Source organism: Brevibacillus sp. NL20B1 (assembly GCF_018195675.1).
Lineage (GTDB): Bacteria > Bacillota > Bacilli > Brevibacillales > Brevibacillaceae > Brevibacillus > Brevibacillus aydinogluensis.
This window is the reverse complement of record NZ_JAGTPT010000001.1, coordinates 33,552-50,427: the sequence shown is the minus strand read 5'-3', so window position 1 is coordinate 50,427 and position 16,876 is coordinate 33,552. Positions and strand designations below refer to the sequence as shown.

The 16,876-nt window shown below is 55.8% G+C and carries 17 protein-coding genes and 1 pseudogene; 3 read left to right on the top strand and 15 right to left on the bottom strand.

Annotated features, from left to right (window positions below):
- Positions 1 to 45: 45 nt before the first annotated feature.
- The 6 genes and pseudogenes from typA to KDN35_RS00285 all read right to left on the bottom strand — a co-directional run.
- Positions 46 to 1,887 (bottom strand): translational GTPase TypA, encoded by a 1,842-nt coding sequence (typA, locus tag KDN35_RS00310; RefSeq protein ID WP_171564418.1) that lies wholly within the window; start codon positions 1,885 to 1,887, stop codon positions 46 to 48.
- Between the two features lie 171 nt (positions 1,888 to 2,058).
- The gene (gene speD, locus KDN35_RS00305; RefSeq protein WP_171564419.1) at positions 2,059 to 2,463 is read right to left on the bottom strand and encodes an adenosylmethionine decarboxylase; all 405 of its coding nucleotides are present in this window, start codon (positions 2,461 to 2,463) and stop codon (positions 2,059 to 2,061) included.
- A 234-nt stretch (positions 2,464 to 2,697) separates the two neighbouring features.
- The gene (locus KDN35_RS00300) at positions 2,698 to 3,294 is read right to left on the bottom strand and encodes a hypothetical protein (RefSeq protein ID WP_171564420.1); all 597 of its coding nucleotides are present in this window, start codon (positions 3,292 to 3,294) and stop codon (positions 2,698 to 2,700) included.
- A gap of 324 nt (positions 3,295 to 3,618) precedes the next feature.
- Positions 3,619 to 4,143 (bottom strand): DUF4446 family protein, encoded by a 525-nt coding sequence (locus KDN35_RS00295; RefSeq protein WP_171564421.1) that lies wholly within the window; start codon positions 4,141 to 4,143, stop codon positions 3,619 to 3,621.
- Positions 4,144 to 4,219: 76 nt separating this feature from the next.
- On the bottom strand, positions 4,220 to 4,873 hold the full coding sequence (locus KDN35_RS00290) for an endonuclease III domain-containing protein (protein WP_171564422.1): 654 nt from the start codon (positions 4,871 to 4,873) through the stop codon (positions 4,220 to 4,222).
- A 186-nt stretch (positions 4,874 to 5,059) separates the two neighbouring features.
- Positions 5,060 to 5,341: pseudogene (locus KDN35_RS00285) on the bottom strand (hypothetical protein); the annotation flags it as partial.
- A 406-nt stretch (positions 5,342 to 5,747) separates the two neighbouring features.
- On the opposite strand from KDN35_RS00285, the gene KDN35_RS00280 reads away from it, so the two are divergent.
- Entirely contained in the window at positions 5,748 to 6,398 is a 651-nt protein-coding gene (locus KDN35_RS00280) for a YktB family protein (RefSeq protein ID WP_212131823.1), read from the top strand.
- 115 nt (positions 6,399 to 6,513) lie between these two features.
- Here the strand turns inward: KDN35_RS00280 and KDN35_RS00275 are convergent, their stop codons facing one another.
- A complete protein-coding gene (locus KDN35_RS00275) occupies positions 6,514 to 7,551 on the bottom strand; it encodes an NAD(P)H-dependent flavin oxidoreductase (protein WP_171564424.1) in 1,038 nt (345 codons plus the stop codon).
- Between the two features lie 111 nt (positions 7,552 to 7,662).
- On the opposite strand from KDN35_RS00275, the gene KDN35_RS00270 reads away from it, so the two are divergent.
- Positions 7,663 to 9,135 (top strand): aminotransferase class I/II-fold pyridoxal phosphate-dependent enzyme, encoded by a 1,473-nt coding sequence (locus KDN35_RS00270; protein WP_171564425.1) that lies wholly within the window; start codon positions 7,663 to 7,665, stop codon positions 9,133 to 9,135.
- Positions 9,136 to 9,247: 112 nt separating this feature from the next.
- Here the strand turns inward: KDN35_RS00270 and KDN35_RS00265 are convergent, their stop codons facing one another.
- The 5 genes from KDN35_RS00265 to KDN35_RS00245 all read right to left on the bottom strand — a co-directional run bounded on the left by KDN35_RS00265 (position 9,248) and on the right by KDN35_RS00245 (position 13,599).
- Positions 9,248 to 11,344 (bottom strand): hypothetical protein, encoded by a 2,097-nt coding sequence (locus tag KDN35_RS00265; RefSeq protein ID WP_212131822.1) that lies wholly within the window; start codon positions 11,342 to 11,344, stop codon positions 9,248 to 9,250.
- Positions 11,345 to 11,462: 118 nt separating this feature from the next.
- A complete protein-coding gene (locus tag KDN35_RS00260; protein WP_171564427.1) occupies positions 11,463 to 11,588 on the bottom strand; it encodes a GapA-binding peptide SR1P in 126 nt (41 codons plus the stop codon).
- A 151-nt stretch (positions 11,589 to 11,739) separates the two neighbouring features.
- Positions 11,740 to 12,543, bottom strand: a complete 804-nt coding sequence (locus KDN35_RS00255) for an alpha/beta hydrolase (protein WP_212131821.1) — start codon at positions 12,541 to 12,543, stop codon at positions 11,740 to 11,742.
- A gap of 52 nt (positions 12,544 to 12,595) precedes the next feature.
- Entirely contained in the window at positions 12,596 to 12,895 is a 300-nt protein-coding gene (locus KDN35_RS00250) for a DUF3055 domain-containing protein (protein ID WP_171564429.1), read from the bottom strand.
- A gap of 179 nt (positions 12,896 to 13,074) precedes the next feature.
- Positions 13,075 to 13,599 carry a MarR family winged helix-turn-helix transcriptional regulator gene (locus KDN35_RS00245; protein ID WP_171564430.1) on the bottom strand — a complete coding sequence of 175 codons (525 nt, stop codon included), beginning with the start codon at positions 13,597 to 13,599 and terminating at the stop codon, positions 13,075 to 13,077.
- Positions 13,600 to 13,783: 184 nt separating this feature from the next.
- Between KDN35_RS00245 and KDN35_RS00240 the strand changes: the two genes are divergently transcribed.
- Positions 13,784 to 14,212 (top strand): DUF1885 family protein, encoded by a 429-nt coding sequence (locus KDN35_RS00240; protein WP_171564431.1) that lies wholly within the window; start codon positions 13,784 to 13,786, stop codon positions 14,210 to 14,212.
- Between the two features lie 60 nt (positions 14,213 to 14,272).
- Here the strand turns inward: KDN35_RS00240 and KDN35_RS00235 are convergent, their stop codons facing one another.
- The 3 genes from KDN35_RS00235 to KDN35_RS00225 all read right to left on the bottom strand — a co-directional run bounded on the left by KDN35_RS00235 (position 14,273) and on the right by KDN35_RS00225 (position 16,873).
- Positions 14,273 to 14,635 carry a DUF4912 domain-containing protein gene (locus KDN35_RS00235; protein ID WP_171564432.1) on the bottom strand — a complete coding sequence of 121 codons (363 nt, stop codon included), beginning with the start codon at positions 14,633 to 14,635 and terminating at the stop codon, positions 14,273 to 14,275.
- A gap of 123 nt (positions 14,636 to 14,758) precedes the next feature.
- The gene (locus KDN35_RS00230) at positions 14,759 to 15,352 is read right to left on the bottom strand and encodes a hypothetical protein (protein ID WP_171564433.1); all 594 of its coding nucleotides are present in this window, start codon (positions 15,350 to 15,352) and stop codon (positions 14,759 to 14,761) included.
- A gap of 375 nt (positions 15,353 to 15,727) precedes the next feature.
- A complete protein-coding gene (locus tag KDN35_RS00225; protein ID WP_212131820.1) occupies positions 15,728 to 16,873 on the bottom strand; it encodes an N-acetyldiaminopimelate deacetylase in 1,146 nt (381 codons plus the stop codon).
- Between the last annotated feature and the right edge of the window lie 3 nt (positions 16,874 to 16,876).

Below are 16,876 nucleotides of genomic sequence, written 5' to 3'. Positions count from 1 at the left end.
AAAGCCGTGCTGCCTGTATAGACAGTACGGCTTCTTCCGTTGTCGTTACGCCTGTGCCTGCGCTTCCCAGCGTTTTTGCTTTTCGTAGCGCTCCCGCTCCGACTTGGTCAGGAACTTCTTGCGCAGGCGGACAGACTGCGGCGTCACTTCGCACAGTTCGTCGTCGTTCAGATACTCCAGCGCTTCCTCCAGCGTCAGCAGACGGGGGGTTTTCATCTTCACCGTCTCTTCTTTGGTCGCCGAGCGGACGTTGGTGGCGTGCTTTTCCTTGCAGACGTTGACGGTCAAGTCGTTGTCCCGGTTGTGCTCGCCTACGATCATCCCCTCGTACACCTCTGTCCCCGGGGTGATAAACATCACGCCGCGGTCTTCGACGGACATCAGACCGTACGTGGTCGCTGTGCCCGTCTCGTTGGAGATCAGCACGCCGGCACGGCGGCCGCCCACGCTGCCGGGAACGTACGGACGGTAGCTGTCAAACGAATGGTTCATGATGCCGTATCCGCGGGTAATGGTCAAAAACTCGGTGCGGTAGCCGATCAGCCCGCGGGAGGGAATGATGAACTCCATCCGCACCTGGCCGAAGCCGTTGTTGATCATGTTGACCATCTCTGCCTTGCGCTGACCCAGCGTCTCCATGACGGCACCCGTGTACTCCTCCGGCACATCGATAATCAGGCGCTCCGCCGGCTCCATTTTTTGGCCGTCGATTTCCCGCACGATCACTTCCGGTTTGGAGACGGCAAGCTCAAACCCTTCCCGGCGCATGTTTTCCACCAGGATGGAGAGATGAAGTTCGCCCCGGCCGGATACGATAAACGCGTCGGGCGAATCGGTCTCCTCCACACGCAGCGACACGTCTGTCTCCAGCTCCGCCATCAACCGGTCGCGCAGTTTGCGGGAGGTGACGTGCTTGCCCTCCCGTCCGGCAAACGGACTGTTGTTGACGAGGAAGGTCATCTGCAGCGTCGGCTCGTCAATTTTCAACAGGGGCAGCGGGTCGGGATGATCGACGTGGCAGACGGTCTCGCCGACGTTGATGTCCTCCAGTCCGGCGATCGCCACAATGTCCCCCGCTTTGGCCGTCTTTTGCTCCACGCGCTGCAGGCCGGAAAAGCCGAACAGCTTCTGCACGCGCATCCGCTTGATCGAGCCGTCCCGTTTGACGACAGCCACCATGTCGTTGACGTTGATCGTCCCGCGGTAAATCCGGCCGATGCCGATGCGGCCCAAAAAGTCGTTGTAATCCAGCATCGTGACCTGCATCTGCAGCGGAGACGCTTCATCCGCTTCCGGCGCCGGAATGTGCTTGACGATCGTTTCAAACAGCGGGCCCAGGTCGCCCTGCAATTGATCCGGCTCCATCCCCGCAATGCCCTGCAGACCGGATGCGTATACAATCGGAAACTCCAGCTGCTCTTCCGTCGCGTCCAGGTCGATGAACAGATCGTACACCTCGTTGATCACTTCCTGGGGACGGGCGTTTTCCCGGTCCACCTTGTTCACGACGACGATCGGCGTCACCTTCGCTTCCAGCGCCTTCTTCAGCACGAAACGGGTCTGCGGCATACAGCCTTCAAATGCGTCGACGATAAGCAGCACACCGTCCACCATGCTCATGATCCGCTCCACCTCACCGCCGAAGTCGGCGTGGCCGGGCGTGTCCAGGATGTTGATGGTATACTCCTTGTATTTGACGGACGTCGTTTTCGCCAGGATGGTAATGCCTCGCTCCCGCTCCAGATCGTTGGAGTCCATCATCCGCTCCTCCACCTGCTGGTTGCTGCGGAACGTCCCCGATTGGATCAGCAATTTGTCAACCAGCGTCGTTTTCCCGTGGTCGACGTGGGCAATAATCGCAATGTTGCGGATGTCAAGACGCTTCATGTGTACCTCCTCTAGGTATGCGTACCTTTCATATTATCAGGTTGTGAAAAACGGCACAATGGACACCTGCGATGAACGACGATTGGATGTCACTCAGCCGCCAATCCCGGAGCAGGATTGACGTAAAAGAGGTGCGGATGATTCCGCACCTCTTGGCTTTGCTGGCGATTGTTACTTGCTTGCTACTTCAAACGTCTTGATTTCCGGTTCGGAAACTTGCAGTTCGCCGGTGCCGCGTACCAGTTTCTTCGCGTACACTTTTTCCGGCTTCAGCACGGAAATCAGGTAGTCGATCGCCACTTGCGGATCGACAGTTTCGCCACAGGTGTAGCAGTCCAGAGCGGCAAATCCGCGCTCGGGATAGGTGTGAATGGACAGGTGGCTTTCCGAGAGGAGAACCAGAACGGTAGCCCCTTGAGGAGAAAACTGCTTGGCTTGCACGCCCAATACGGTGGCGCCACACGCTTCGGCAGCCTCAATCATTTCTTTCTTCAAATATTCGGCGTCGTTCAACAAATCAAACTGAACTCCCCATGTGTCAACGGCAACGTGTCTTCCGAAAGTCGAGTATTCCATCTTTCGGTTTCCCCCTTCCTAGCAAGTGTAATGTTAAACATCGCTAGGACCTGCGTCATTCACTAACGGGGGCGGTTTTCCTCATGTAATCCACCCTTTAAAGTGAATCCTGGTTCCTAATCTTGTTTCCAACGAAAACAAACATACCATGCTTCTGCCCAAATGACAATACTTTTTTTGGAGAAAAACCAGGAAAACAAAAAATGGGCGGATGCGCCCATTTTTTGCTTGCTCTTATGCTTCCAATTGAAACAAACGGCGTGACAACGCGGCCAGTCGAAGATCAATCGCATTGACCTTTTCCGGGGCCGTTCTCTTTGCCCAATTACGCAAATCAAGCCATCGATCCGTCTCTTGCCGAATCGATTCGATCTCCTGTTCGCTGCCCATCTGCCGGAACAGGGATTCCAGTTCCCGTGCAACGTTTCCCTCGGTGTTCTCGAAGATGGACACCTCTTCGTCGCCGGAGACTTCCTGAATGCTTACGACAGAGCCTTCGTCGTAATGGTAGACGATTGTAAATCCGTCGTAGATTCGGTGCACGATTCCGTGACCGCGAAATGTTTTCATGGCTTTTCGCATCGCGTTGGCCAACTGCATGTCTCGGATGAGGTAGGAACTTTCACACGAATAACGGTTGCCAGTCCGGTGGAAGGTCAGTTGGATCTCCCCGTTCTGATCCGTCAGCAACACGTCACGATCACCGTTGTCGCATACTTTAACATCGACTGAAATGTGTTCATTGGCGAAGAGCGCGACAAATCGGTCCAGCTCTTCTTCATTCATCGTGAAATAGGCCTTGGCGTAATTGGTTGCTAAACGCTGTGCCATACTATCTCCTCAATTCTTGTAAATTCCTGGCTCGTTCAGACAATAACGACTGCCAATTGAGGAGATACGCTACGTGTCAACAAAGGAACGTTGTAGAATCTGGCCTTGCCCCGTGAATCGATAATCGATTTGGGTAATGAAGGCGGATCACCTACTTTTTGTAATTAAACCGTCCTTGACACTTTTATTATACACGATGTGCAGGCAAAAGTCTTGAGCGAAAAGCGGATGAATTTTCGCAAAAAGCTCAAATATCCCCAAGAAATGGCGAGGAGGGAAAAAGAACTCCCTGAATCTGTGCAATGCGTGCCATTCCTGTAGGATTTACCGGCTTTTCTCATCCAGTCGGCCAGCACTGTTGTTCATCGCTTTGCGAATGGCGGTACGTTCTTCCTCGGAGAGCTGATAAGGAGATTCGCCGCCCTGCACCGGTTTGGCATACATGCGCGATTCATCCCGTCCGTAGATGCTGGTGATGACCACGCCGTTCTGCGCGTCGTCCACGATGGCAAGCGAAAAGCTCAAGTCGCTGCCCAGTTCGGCGAACGCATTGTAGCGGACGAGCGCCACGTTGGCACACTGGCTTCCAACGCGCTGCGCCAGGCGGTTCAGCGTAAACTGCTGGTCATCCTGCCGCTTCTTCACCTCGACCACTTCGTCCATGAGCCGGTGCATGCCCTCTTCCAGGTTGGCCCCGCCCGTCCCCGACAGCAGCCGGTTGAGCGATTTGCGCAGCCGTTTGATCCGCACGGACTGCATGATGATGAGCACGAGCAGGAGGAGGTTAAACGCGAGCACGGTCAACAGCAAGATTGGCGTGTCGGCCGTCAATGATAGGAGTGGTTCCATGCGATGTTTTCTTCCTTTCTGGTGGTGCGTAAATGCCAAAATCCTCTACTATTGTACCTCCGTCCGGTCGGGCAATTCAAATGGAATCATGCAAATATCGGCAATCGTCTGCAAACAAACAGGCCGAACAGCGGGGAAGGCGCTTTGCGCAAATCGCCTTGCCGTGCTCCACGATCAAACCGTGCAGCCGGCGCAGGTCTTCCGCCTCCGTCAGCTCCGCCAGAATGGCCCGCCGCACCTGTTCGTAGGAAAGCACTTCGCCGGTGAGCCGCTGCCACAATCGACGGGTATAGGCGTCCCCGGAAATGGTCGGCCGGGTCAATGCGTAGGCCAGGATCGTGTCCGCCGTCTCCGGCCCGATTCCTTTCAGGAGCAGAAGCTGTCGGCGCAGCTCGTCCGTGCTGTCTGTCAACCGGCGAAGCCTGTCCACTCCGCCATGCTCCACGACCCACCCGGCCAGCCGCAGCAGCGCAGCGCTTTTCGCCCGCTGAAATCCGGCCGGACGAATCACCTCCGCCAGTCGTTCGACCGTCTCGCCAGCCAGTGCCGCCGGTTCAAGCAATCCCGCCTCTTCCAGTCTGTCAAGCGCTTTGCTTGCATTGATCCAGGTCGTATTCTGCACCAGTACGCTCCCCGCCATGCGGGCGAACGGCTCGGTCACCCCCCACCACTCATCCACGGTAAACGACGGGAATGTCCGCTCCAACGTGTGGTATATGCGCTTCCACATGCGCTCATCCCTCCCGCAGACGCGTTTCCCTTTCATTGTAGCAGATACACCGCGAGCAAAAAGACGCCTTCCGCGCCCCATTCCGAGACCAAAAAAAGCGACACCTACCATGACGAGATGTCGCTTTTTTTATTCTCTATGCACATGTTCGAGACTCATCTTCCTGTACGTTCCTCCAGTCGTTCGTTACGCTTCCAGCAGCAGCATTTCACGGCTGAGCTGCTTTAACCGTTCGGTTGATTTGCGAATTTGCACCTTGTCATTCTCCTGCAGCGCATCGTACAGCGTGGCCAGTTCGTAGTCCAGTTCCAGGCGCAGGACGGGTATGCGTTCTTCGGCGTCGCGTCGTTTCAGAGCGGCAATCACCTGATCCATGGTTACATTGCAAGCCTTTTCGTGGATCATTGTTTTCTCAGCTCCTTTTGTTTCGACTGTTCTGACGGCCTCTTCCTGCCGAATGCGCTTTACCGACGAGGTGCCGGTACGTTCATTCGGCCATGCCGTCGGGGGTGTTCGCGCGGAAAAGAAACTGCCTGTAGGACTCCCTTCACGAGACGCTGCTCCCGCTTTCGAGTGTGTGCGGCATCGCGTGCCGGTGGTCCGGCCAAGCCAACCTGCCAGCTCCCCAAACTCCAGATTCCTTATCGTAGTTCATCCACCCCCATTCACAGAATACTCAGACAATGTTGCTGCAGACGGGAGCGAGTGGTATATCATATTATTCTGCGGCTTGGATTGCTATTCATTTCCCGACATGTATTTTTTTCCGGCTTGTTATGTTATCATATGGGGGATTACAAGCTCCCTTGACGGGGACGCCTGCCCGTTTCTCACGGGCAACTTGCGAGACAGTCTGAAGCGAGGTGTCCGTTTCATGAAAACGTTTTCAGGTTTTCGTCAGGAAGACTTTGACGTATTTGCCATTGACGGCTTGGATAACCGGATGGAGGCGATCAAAACCGTCATCCGCCCGAAACTGGAGGCGCTCGGCCATCATTTCGCCCCGACGCTCTCCACGGCGTGCGGCAGCGAAATGTTTTACCATGTGGCCAAACACGCCCGCCGGACCGTCAATCCGCCAAACGATACATGGGTGGCCTGGGCTCCCGACAAGCGCGGGTATAAAAAGCACCCGCATTTTCAGGTGGGGCTGTGGGGCACGCACCTGTTTGTCTGGTACGCCGTCATCTACGAATCGCCCGTAAAAGAGGAGATCAGTCAATCGATGAAGCAGCATCTGGATGAGATCCTGGAGATCGTCCCCGATGATTTCCGCTGGTCCCCCGACCACACCCAGCCGGACAGCACCCCGCAGGCTGAATTGGGACGGGAGGGCATCCTCAAGCTGGTGGACAGGCTGGCTGCCGTGAAAAAAGCGGAGATTCTCTGCGGCATTACCATCGACCGGCACGATCCGGTGCTGGCCGACGGCGACAAGCTGCTGCAGCGAATGGACGATACATTTGCCGTGCTGACCAGGCTGTACAACCTGTGCAGGTCCGGTTCGCTGGCTGCTTCTCGCTAAAGGTAGTGAGAATATATGCAAAAGAACAGGTCCGCTTTCTATCGAAAATGAGGCGTGCCTGTTCTTTTTTCATTGTCTCGCGTACCGGACGAGAGATGGGAATAAGCGGTATCGGCTATTCCCGCTCGACACTGGCGCGCAGCGCAGCAAGTCTTTCCTCCACCTCCCGGAACATCCGCTCGAAGAGTTCCTGCACGGTCGGCACATCGTGGATCAAGCCGATCACCTGCCCGGCCCAGCCAAAGCCTTCCTCAGCGTTCCCCTCGTAGATGAAGGTACGATTGCGCTCGCCGCTGATGTAGGGCTTCAAGCGTTCGTAGTCAGCGCCTTCCTGCTCCAGCTGCAGGATTCGGTCGGAGCCAGGGGTGCGCACGACGCGAGCGGGTGTGCCAAGCGTTCGCTTGATGACGGCCGTATCGTGCTCTGTGCCTTTTAACAGTGCGTCCTTGTAGGCAGGATGGGCGTGCACGCATTCCTGCGTGGCGATGAATCGGGTGCCCATCTCCACGCCGTCCGCTCCCAACGCCATCGCCGCGAGCAGACCGCGACCGTCACCAATGCCGCCGCTGGCCAGGACGGGAATTTTCACCGAATCCACGACGCGGGGAATGAGCACAAACGTCCCGATGTCGTCGCGCCCCAAATGGCCGCCGCCCTCCTGACCCACAGCCATAACCGCATCGGCACCGATCGCTTCCGCCTTTTGCGCCTGCCGCACGGAGGCGACGAGCACCAGCTTTTTCACGTCATGGCCGTCGGTTCGTCGAATCAGCGGTTCCGGGTTGCCGCCGGTGATTGATATGACCTTGACGCCCTCCTCCAGCGCGACCTCCAGCATGTGTTCGTACGGACGACCGTGCTGGCCGATGGCAAAATTGACGCCGAACGGCTTGTCTGTCAGCGCTCGTACCTTGTGAATCTGTTCGCGCAGGGCCTCGGGTGACGGCAGGGACATTGCCGTGATCTGCCCCAGACCGCCGGCATTGGAGACGGCTGCAGCCAGCTCGGCGTAGGCCAGGTACGCCAATCCCCCCTGGACGATGGGATAGCGGATGTGAAGCAGTTCCGTTACTCTCGTTTTCATCCTCTTCACCTCGCTTATCACAAAACTTCTCGGTGCAGGGGCAAAACTCCTGCCTGTAAACGCATACATGAATAAAAATCCGCTTGCTTTCCCGATGCTTTTTGCTATACTCAACTTTGTTTGTTTCGTTGCATCCATCATTTTCGCATATTCATCTTTCTGGTAAAGCGAGGCGATCGTATGAGTCAAATGAAAACTCCTCTGTTCAGCGGGTTGGTGGAGCACGCCCGAAAAAATCCCATCCAGTTTCACATTCCGGGTCACAAGAAGGGCATGGGCATGCACCCGGCATTCCGCGAGTTTATCGGGGAGAATGCGCTCTCGATTGACCTCATCAACATTGCTCCTCTGGACGATCTGCATCATCCCAAGGCGATGATCAAAGAGGCTCAGGAATTGGCCGCCGAAGCGTTCGGTGCTGATCATACATTCTTTTCCGTACAAGGGACAAGCGGTGCGATCATGGCGATGATCATGGCCACCTGCAAACCCGGTGACAAGATCATCGTGCCGCGCAACGTGCATAAATCCGTCATGTCGGCGGTTATTTTTGCCGGAGCCGTTCCGGTGTTCATTCACCCGGCCATGGACGAACGCCTGGGGATTTCCCACGGGATTACGGTCAAGGCCGTGCAAAAAGCGCTGCAGACCCATCCGGACGCGGCCGCTCTGCTGGTGATCAATCCCACCTATTACGGCATCGCCGGGGATCTGCGGGAAATTGTGCGCATCGCCCACCAATACGGCATTCCCGTACTCGTGGACGAGGCCCATGGCGTGCACATCCATTTTCATGAGGACCTGCCCATTTCCGCGATGCAGGCGGGGGCGGACATGGCGGCCACCAGCGTACACAAGCTGGGCGGGTCGCTCACCCAGACCTCGATTCTCAACGTGCGGGAAGGACTGGTGGACATCGACCGGGTGAAAACGGTGATGAGCATGCTGACCACCACTTCCACATCGTACATTTTGCTGGCGTCGCTGGACATGGCCCGGCAGCATCTGGTCCTGAACGGACGGGCGATGATGGACGAAGCGATTCGGCTCGCCGACAAGGCGCGGAAGATGATCAACGAGATTCCCCGCATCTACTGCATCGGCCGGGAAATACTCGGCAAACCGGCGACGTATGCAATGGACCCGACGAAGCTCCTGATCCACGTGCGGGATCTTGGCATCACCGGCTGGGAAGTGGAAAACTGGCTGCGGGACAAGTACAACATCGAAGTGGAATTGAGCGACCTGTACAACGTGCTCTGTCTCATCACCCCCGGCGACACGGACGAGACGATTGAGGTACTCGTCAACGCTCTGCGCGAGCTGGCAGTGGAATTTGCCCATGTGCAGGCGGAGGAAAAGCCGGCAATTGTCCTGCCGAGAATCCCCGTGCTGTCCATGACGCCGCGCGACGCGTTTTACGCGGAGACGGAGGTCATCCCGCTGGCGGAAGCGGAGGGCCGCGTCATTACCGAATTCATCATGGTCTACCCGCCGGGCATCCCGATTTTTCTCCCCGGCGAAGTGATTACGGCCGACAACATCGCCTACATTCAGGAAAACATTCGCGTCGGTCTCCCGGTACAGGGGCCGGAAGACGAGACGCTTCGGACCGTCAAGGTGGTCAAACAGCAGGCCGCCATCTCCGGCTAAAGACAGTGACAGCCGCTGCCTCATCTCGAGTGCAGCGGCTTTTTTGATTAAAATAAACAGGCAGGCCAGGAGGGAACCACGCCCTCGCAGCCTGCCTGTTTTGTCTGAAAAATTATTTGTACACGCGGATGACAACGTTGTCCAGACCGGATTCATACACCAAGTCTAAAAACAGATCGGCGTCACTCAGCGCATCCAGGAAGTTCAGGGACACTTCGTTCTTTGTGCCGACAAAGAAGACGAAATAGATGTCTTCATAGTCGTTCTCGTCAATAATGTCAAAGAACGAGTCGTCCTCCAGCACTTTGAGGAAATTGTAATCCCGGTAATCGCCCGACGGTTCATCGTCGTCTTCATCGTCCCGCGGGTCTGTGACTGCGAGCGTGTACACGGCCGGATTGCCGTCGCGGTTATCGATCCACACCACGCGGTTGCCGCTCAGGCGAACCTCATCCATTTCCGCATCATCGGACCAGTAGTACCTGCTGTACGATTCGTCTTCAATGTCGTACAACTCGTAGCTGAAGTCTTTACTGCGCGAACCGCGCTTTTCCTTGAACAGGACCAGGTTGCGGGACGCCTGCGGTTCAATCTGATCCCCGTCCGTCCAGCGCGTGAGCACATCGGTACGGTCCCGGCGAATGTCGTAATAGTACAGATCGTACGATTTGGTTTTGGATGAATATTCACTCCACACAACGACGTTGTCGCCCACGCTGGCCCCGGTAATGTCAGCATTGGTGCGCACTTCCGTCTCGTCCTCATCGTCCAGGTCGTACAGGTAAATGCTGTCTTTTCCGGAGCGTTCCGTTACCCACAGCACGTAGTTGCCGTAAATGTCAACAGCCTTGGGGTTGCTCACCCTTGCAATATCCTCGGTTTTCTCCGTGGACAAGTCGGTTACGTACAGATCGCGGTCATCGTCGATCCACGCCAGCTTGCTGCCGTCCAGTTCGTACAGCGTGTCGGAAGGTTCGTCCTTGCTGCTCGTCACCCTCTTCTGGGTACCGCGGCGAATGTCGTACGCGATCAACGCTTCGTCCTCAGCGTCATACCAGACGACATAACGGTCGCTGACCAGGGGACGGCGCGGCTCCGAACCGGATTTGCTGATCACGGAACTGGTCTGCGTTTTTAGATCGTGCAGAACCACCGAAGATGCTTTCTTGTTTTCATTGAGGTAGACCACATAGCGGTCATCGCCGTCCGGTTGGCTCGGTTCTCCGGACAAGCCGCCGATTGGGACCAACTCTTCTTCGTCCAAGTCGTACAGATAGAGATGCACCTTCTTGTCGCCGTCTTGTTTCGCAAAGATCACGTAATCGCCGTAAATGCGCGGCGGCAGCTTGTCGTAGACCTCTTCGTCCAACTCCTCCGCATCGTCGTAGTCTACATCGCCGATCATCAGTGCACCCTCTTCGATATACACGTATGTATCTCCGTACAGATGCGGGTATGCCTGCTCGTTGGAGTCGTCCGTCAGGCGCTTGTTTCGCTCGCGGCCGATCATGTAGACGTACAGGTCGTCGTATCGCTCGTCCTGGTAAATGATCTGGTCATCATAGATCGAGGGATTGGTCTGATGGCCGAGCGAGGTAACCGCTGCGCGTTCCCGTCCGCTCTTGATGTCGTAGTAGTAAATGTCGACGTTGCCGTTTCGACGGTCTTCCCACGCGACATACGAGGGGCTTACCGTCGGTTTGCTCGCCTGGCCGCTTGTGGAGATCCGGACTTCTTCCCCGGTATTGATATTGTAGAGGTAAATGTCGGATTTTCCGCCATGCTTGCCGCTCCAGGCCACGTAGTTTCCGGCCAGTTCCAGTTCCATCGCTTCTGTCGAGCCGTCCGTCAGGCGCACTTCCTTTTTCTTTGCGATGTCGTACAGGTAGACATCCGAACCGCCGTGACGGGAATCGATCCAGGACACGTACTTGCCATCCACGCGCAGGTGGGATTTGGCAGATTGCTTGTCCCCGATTTGGCTTTCTTTATGCTCATCGAGATCATACAGAGTGATAACTTTTTCGCCCTCTGCGATCCAGACAGCGTAATCCTTGGAAATGTCAAAACCGGCTTTGGAAATGACCGGATTGCCTGAGTCGATGCGGACTTCTTCCCCTACGTAGTACGCAAAAGCCGGAGTCCCGCTCCACAGGGTCGTGGCCAGCAGCGCCGCCGCCAACAAACCTCGGATGGGGGTTCTCTTCATTGTAACGATTCCTCCTTTTGTGACGTTTCTCCCTCTTTTACCAATTATCCGACATATGGCAATGGATGTCAAAAAAAATCAGGCGCTATCGACAAGCGCCTGACGAACTATTTGCATGTTACTCCTGTTCCTGTTTTTCACTGGGGCAGCAGTCGCAGTTGCAGATCCCGTACAGCGTTTTCACCTGGTTGCTTTCAAAATGCTCGATAATCGTCCCACAACTCTGACAAACAATCGTACCCATATTCGAAATCCCTCCGCGTTCGTACTGCCTAAGCGCAGATCAGCCAAAAGTGACATCAAAATGTGATGGTACTTTTATATTAATATGACATACTAATGAGAGTCAATACGAAAAACACACACAACATCGCCAATTTAGTATGTCACATTTATCATTGACCACCGTGTCGCTTCAGCCACTCCAGCATCTGCCGCAGCACGTCCTCCCGCTCGGGTTCGTTCAGCACTTCGTGGCGCAGTCCGGGAAAACGGACAAAGGTGACCTCCGCCGGCAAGCCAGACGCAAACCGTTCCACTCCGTCCGGATCGACCAGTTGGTCATCTCCTGCCTGCAGCACCAGCACGGGAAGGTCAAGCCGCTCCCGCTCTTCCCAGGCGGCCCGTATGGCCCGGTTGAGCTCCTGGAACCAGCGGACGCTCACTTTGGAATAGATGTACGGATCGTTTACGTATTCCGCCTGCACCTGCGGATCGCGGGAGACCATGTCCGCCGTGATCCCGTTTGCCATCACCAGCCTGGGCATGGCGCGATCCAGCCATTGCGCCAGCCTGGCCTTCCACACTGGCACGTCGATCTTCAACTGCAGGCAGGGCGAACTGAGCATCACCCCGGCCAGCTGACGCCGCTTCTCATACCGCTGGACAAACCGCACCGCCACCAGACCGCCCATGCTGTGCCCCAGGAGAAAAACGGGCCGCTCGTCTCCAGCTGCCTTGAGCGCCCGCTCCGTCCAGGTTTCCACGGCGTCCAGATACTGTGAAAACGAATCAATGTGCCCCTTTTTCCCCGGCGAACGACCCCACCCGGGCAGATCCCCGCTGAATACATCCACGCGGTGGTCATTCAAAAAGGCCGCCACATGCTTGTAGCGTCCGTGATGCTCGCCAGTTCCGTGCACCAGCACGACCGCCGCGACCGGATCGGCGACCGTCCAGGCATGGAAATAGCTGTCCATTCTCCTCCCTCCCCAAGACAAAAACGGGCAGAAGGAATCCTTCTGCCCAATGTCAGTACTGGTTATCTTCCAACGGCACCGATGGCAAACACTCCTGGAAAAACTGCGACAGCATTTCTGCTTCATTCTGGCAGTCGATCCGAAAAACCTTTTTCAGGTACTCTGGATTGACCGCGTCCTCCGAACTGAGAAGAGTGGATTGCCCCGTCTGCATACAGATGACCAGCGGCTTACCATCAAACTTGTTGGTGAAGACGATCCCAAAGTCGTGCCGTGCAAGTTCCGTCGCAACACCGAAGAAGCGCACCTGAGCAGTCTCCGCAACGTCGTACAAGTGGTCGAACCGTTCCATCAGCAATCCCTCCTCATGGCATTGTTGTCCAAAAGCAAATTGATGAAATTTTCGGATTGTTTATCAGTATATCAAAAAAAGCGGCAGATTTCCACCCCTGCCCTCGCAGCAGCCTCGTGGCCGCACAAAAGCGCCTGGGTGTTCTGCCGCCTCTTTTGCTCACCAATCCTGCTGTGATCCTAGCTGATCAGATGGCGAAGGTTGGGAACGCGGTCCTCCCCTTCCTGAATCCAGCGAACTTTTTCCGCTCCATGCAACGATTGGGCGACAAACGACAAACATTCAAAGAACAGTTCCACAACGGCCGAACTGTACCGCTCCTCCAGCTTTTCCAGCGCATAGGTGAGGCGAAATATCGACGGTACGTTCCGCCTGCTCGCTTCGATCACTTCCCGTCCCTTCTGCGTCGGGTAGACGTGCACCACGCGCCCGTCCAGCTCCGACTTTTCGATCGAGACCATCCCTTTTTCCACCAGCTTTTTGATATGAATGACGATGGAAGACGGATGCCAAAAGGTCCATTCAGCGATCTGCGTCACACGGACGCCTTCGTAGCAGTAAATGATCCAGAGAATATTCAATTGCACGGACGAATCCAGCTCCGCTTCCTTGGCCGCCCGTTCCCAGTCTTCCTTGTTGACGACATCAATGGCGCGCATCGTGTTTAATGCTTCATAAACGTTTCGAATTGAAACCTCGTGCATCGGGTCCATTCCTCCACGATCCTTTATCATTGTTTCTCTTTCCTGTAATGAATGTGATATTTATTTTACACTTTTCAGAAAAGACGCGCAATTATTTTCCTTATAACATGTCGCATTGCCAATGAGTGGCAGGAAATGCTACACTAATCGCAAGAGATTCCCGGGACTAGGAGTGACGGCAATCGTGAACCTGAAATCGGCCTACATCTATTTCGTGGAAGGTTCCACAGCCACGAAAGCGGACATCGACGACGTCAAGGCAAAGTTTGAGCGATACATTGAGATGACGAAAAAAACGGGGGAACAACTGGGGTGGACCTACGCGGACGCCGCCTTTCCGTACGTGATCGAGGAGCGGCCGGAAGGGAAGGGTTCCTGGTTTTTGCTGAAAGGCAAGGATCCCAATCTTTACAAGGCCATCATCGTGGGCGTGGGCTCCCGCGAGGAGAACGGCCAGGAGCAGTTTTTCATTCAGGTCTCCCTGCCGGAGTCGGCCACGCACGGCGATATGAACAAGGCAAATGAATTCTGCCGCTATTTGGCCCGCGAATACAAGGCGGAGCTGCACCTGTTCAACAAACGCATCCAGTACTTCCAGCCGCGCAAACCGTGAGCGGCCGGACGACAAAAAAAGGCTCTCCCGAGTGGAGAGCCGTTTTAATGCGTACGTTGATCAAATCGGTTGAGATCGGGACAGCGAATAAAATCTGCCATCAACCATTCGAATCCCCAAATCCACACAGTAGCGCAAGCCCTGTGTGACGCCGTAGAGGATCCACTCCGATGAGCGGTGGTTAATGTCAAAGTCAGTGTAGAGGTCGGTGCCGTCGTTGCGGATCTCGTTGCGGTCTGTCACATCAAAGAGGCGGAGGACAAATGGCAGTTCGGCAAACGGGATGGCAAATTTCCGCTCCACTTCCCGTTCGAACTCCTTTGTCATGTGCCATTGGGCCAGGATCGAATGCTCATCTTTCCAGGCAATCCGTATACTCGGGCCTTCTATGTCTGTGGATGACCGCGCGGGATTTGTCTCCATTCGCTCCCATCGTTCCTTTCTCTCATGTACTTGCATCAGGGTGACGCAAAACGTCATTTGTTACTCATTATACCATGACAACAAGCCATGTGGAAACGCGACCAAGCCAATTTTCTCATTGGGCTATCGTCCGACGGTAAAGCTGTTTTCGCCGACGGTGATGTACTCGTTGGACTTCTCTGTCTTCATCTGCAGCTGCACTTTGTACGTTCCGTACAGTTCCAATTTGGTGGAGACAAACGGTTCGGAGAAGTAGAAGCTGTTGGCGTTCAGCGTCGAGTACTTCCATTCTTTGCCGTGGTCTACCTCTTTGCCGTCCGGGCCGATCAGCACCAGGCGCAGCCTCAGGTCTTTCGTCACCGGCGCGTCATCCACCTCGACAAACACGTTAAACGTCCGGGGCACGTCCTTGTCGCTGTACCCTTTGATCGGATTGCTGAAAATGATGTTCTTGTTGCGGGATTGCTGAATGCCTTCCAGCACGAGAATATTGACGTTCGGCTTGACGATCTCCAGTTTTCCGGAGCGTTGATCGTACTCGACAAAGCCTCCCATCCGCTTGACCAGTTTCTGCATCGAAGCGCTCGTGGAAGCGGGCAAGCTGTCGACGATGCGCTCGCCGCTCAGATAGACCCGCATCGCGCCTTCGCCCAGGGCCGTGCTTCCAACGCCGGCGATCGTCAGCAACAACAGGGCAGACAACCATGCTTTCTTCATGTCACAATCCTCCAGTATGTTCTGCGCCTCTCTCAGCGCGTAATTTCCCAATTTCTTTTGCATTAACTTATACGCCCAAGCCGGCAAATAGTTGTGGTCGCCCCGCAAACTTTTTTCACAATATCCACAATATCCACAGGCGGATCTCGTGCTGGAGGAAGGACTTATCAACACTCTATTCAGATAAAAGAAAAAGCGACTCGCGTGGAGTCGCTTCAGCATGCAGACAAAGTCCGAGGCGCATGGGAGATTGGGCCCGCTCGCTCGCTTGACGCCCAGCACAGAAGCGGATGAAGTCCGCTCCAAAACGAGACGCGGGGCCCATCCCTCCATGCGATGTACATTGTCTACGGCTTCGGTTGATGAATGGGTCGCTCAGATCGGCCATTCCTCCTGTCCGGACAGCCAGGTCAGATAGTCCGTCACCAGGCTGATTGCGATGTCGATCGCCCGCTCGTCCGGTTCGATCTTTGCATGATGCAGGCCGTAGGAGGTATTCACCCCGAGCCAGAACAAAAAGCCGGGGATTTCTGACAGGAAAAAGCCGAAGTCCTCTCCCGTCATCGCTTCGCTGCAGCGATTCGGCGTGATGTCCGGGCGCTGGGTGCCCACCCACTCCATGAACTGCTCCGTCAGCAGCTCATGATTGTACACCTGGCAGTACCCGCAGCCGTAATCGATGGCAGCCGTGCACTCAAAACCCGCTTCGATACCTTTGACCAGCGCCTCGATGCGGCTTTTCACCCGGGCCATCGACTCCAGCGACATCGTCCGGATTGTTCCTTCCAACCGCGCTGTTTCCGCGATGATGTTCTGCCGGGTGCCCCCTTCGATTTTGCCCACCGTCACGACGGCCGCATCGAGCGGATCGACGTTGCGGGCCACAATCGACTGCAGCTGCGTCACCAGATGGCTGGCCGCCACCACCATGTCGTTTGCCTTGTGGGGAAAGGCCGCGTGCCCCCCTTTGCCGGTCAGCTCAATCATCAGCTCCGAGGTGTTGGCAAACAGGATACCCGGCTTGGTGGCGATGTGTCCCACCGGGTACTCCGGCGCGATATGCAGCGCAAAGATGCAGTCAGGCCGCCACTCAGCAAATTCTTCGCTCTCCATCATCGGCTTGGCGCCGCCCGGTCCTTCTTCGGCCGGCTGAAACACGAAGAGCAGATCGTCATCGACGGGATGGTGCACAAAATGGGTCAGAATGCCCAGCCCGATCGCCATGTGCATGTCGTGGCCGCAGGCGTGCATGTACCCCTCGTGCTTGGAGCGGAACGGATAGGTCGTCTCCTCCCGGATCGGCAGACCATCCATGTCCGCCCGCCAGGCGATCGTCCGCCTGGGATGAAGCCCGCGCACCCTGACGAGAATGCCGGTGCGCCAGGTCCTGATCTGCAGGCGCTCCTGCGGCAGCCGCTCCAGATAGTCCAGCAGGTAGCGCTGCGTTTTGTACTCCGCAAAACCGGGTTCAGGTATTTGATGCAAGTCGCGGCGAATCTGCACAAACGCAGAATCGGTCATCCC

What these genes read in the sequence shown, in the direction of transcription:
- KDN35_RS00265 (WP_212131822.1), bottom strand. Translation starts at nt 11,344, where the DNA reads ATGAAGAGAACCCCCATCCGAGGTTTGTTGGCGGCGGCGCTGCTGGCC.
- KDN35_RS00230 (WP_171564433.1), bottom strand. Translation starts at nt 15,352, where the DNA reads ATGAAGAAAGCATGGTTGTCTGCCCTGTTGTTGCTGACGATCGCCGGC.
- KDN35_RS00295 (WP_171564421.1), bottom strand. Translation starts at nt 4,143, where the DNA reads ATGGAACCACTCCTATCATTGACGGCCGACACGCCAATCTTGCTGTTG.
- KDN35_RS00250 (WP_171564429.1), bottom strand. Translation starts at nt 12,895, where the DNA reads ATGGAACGGTTCGACCACTTGTACGACGTTGCGGAGACTGCTCAGGTG.
- KDN35_RS00275 (WP_171564424.1), bottom strand. Translation starts at nt 7,551, where the DNA reads ATGTATGCGTTTACAGGCAGGAGTTTTGCCCCTGCACCGAGAAGTTTT.
- KDN35_RS00300 (WP_171564420.1), bottom strand. Translation starts at nt 3,294, where the DNA reads ATGGCACAGCGTTTAGCAACCAATTACGCCAAGGCCTATTTCACGATG.
- KDN35_RS00255 (WP_212131821.1), bottom strand. Translation starts at nt 12,543, where the DNA reads ATGGACAGCTATTTCCATGCCTGGACGGTCGCCGATCCGGTCGCGGCG.
- KDN35_RS00280 (WP_212131823.1), top strand. Translation starts at nt 5,748, where the DNA reads ATGAAAACGTTTTCAGGTTTTCGTCAGGAAGACTTTGACGTATTTGCC.
- speD (WP_171564419.1), bottom strand. Translation starts at nt 2,463, where the DNA reads ATGGAATACTCGACTTTCGGAAGACACGTTGCCGTTGACACATGGGGA.
- KDN35_RS00225 (WP_212131820.1), bottom strand. Translation starts at nt 16,873, where the DNA reads ATGACCGATTCTGCGTTTGTGCAGATTCGCCGCGACTTGCATCAAATA.
- KDN35_RS00260 (WP_171564427.1), bottom strand. Translation starts at nt 11,588, where the DNA reads ATGGGTACGATTGTTTGTCAGAGTTGTGGGACGATTATCGAGCATTTT.
- KDN35_RS00290 (WP_171564422.1), bottom strand. Translation starts at nt 4,873, where the DNA reads ATGTGGAAGCGCATATACCACACGTTGGAGCGGACATTCCCGTCGTTT.
- KDN35_RS00235 (WP_171564432.1), bottom strand. Translation starts at nt 14,635, where the DNA reads ATGGAGACAAATCCCGCGCGGTCATCCACAGACATAGAAGGCCCGAGT.
- KDN35_RS00245 (WP_171564430.1), bottom strand. Translation starts at nt 13,599, where the DNA reads ATGCACGAGGTTTCAATTCGAAACGTTTATGAAGCATTAAACACGATG.
- typA (WP_171564418.1), bottom strand. Translation starts at nt 1,887, where the DNA reads ATGAAGCGTCTTGACATCCGCAACATTGCGATTATTGCCCACGTCGAC.
- KDN35_RS00270 (WP_171564425.1), top strand. Translation starts at nt 7,663, where the DNA reads ATGAGTCAAATGAAAACTCCTCTGTTCAGCGGGTTGGTGGAGCACGCC.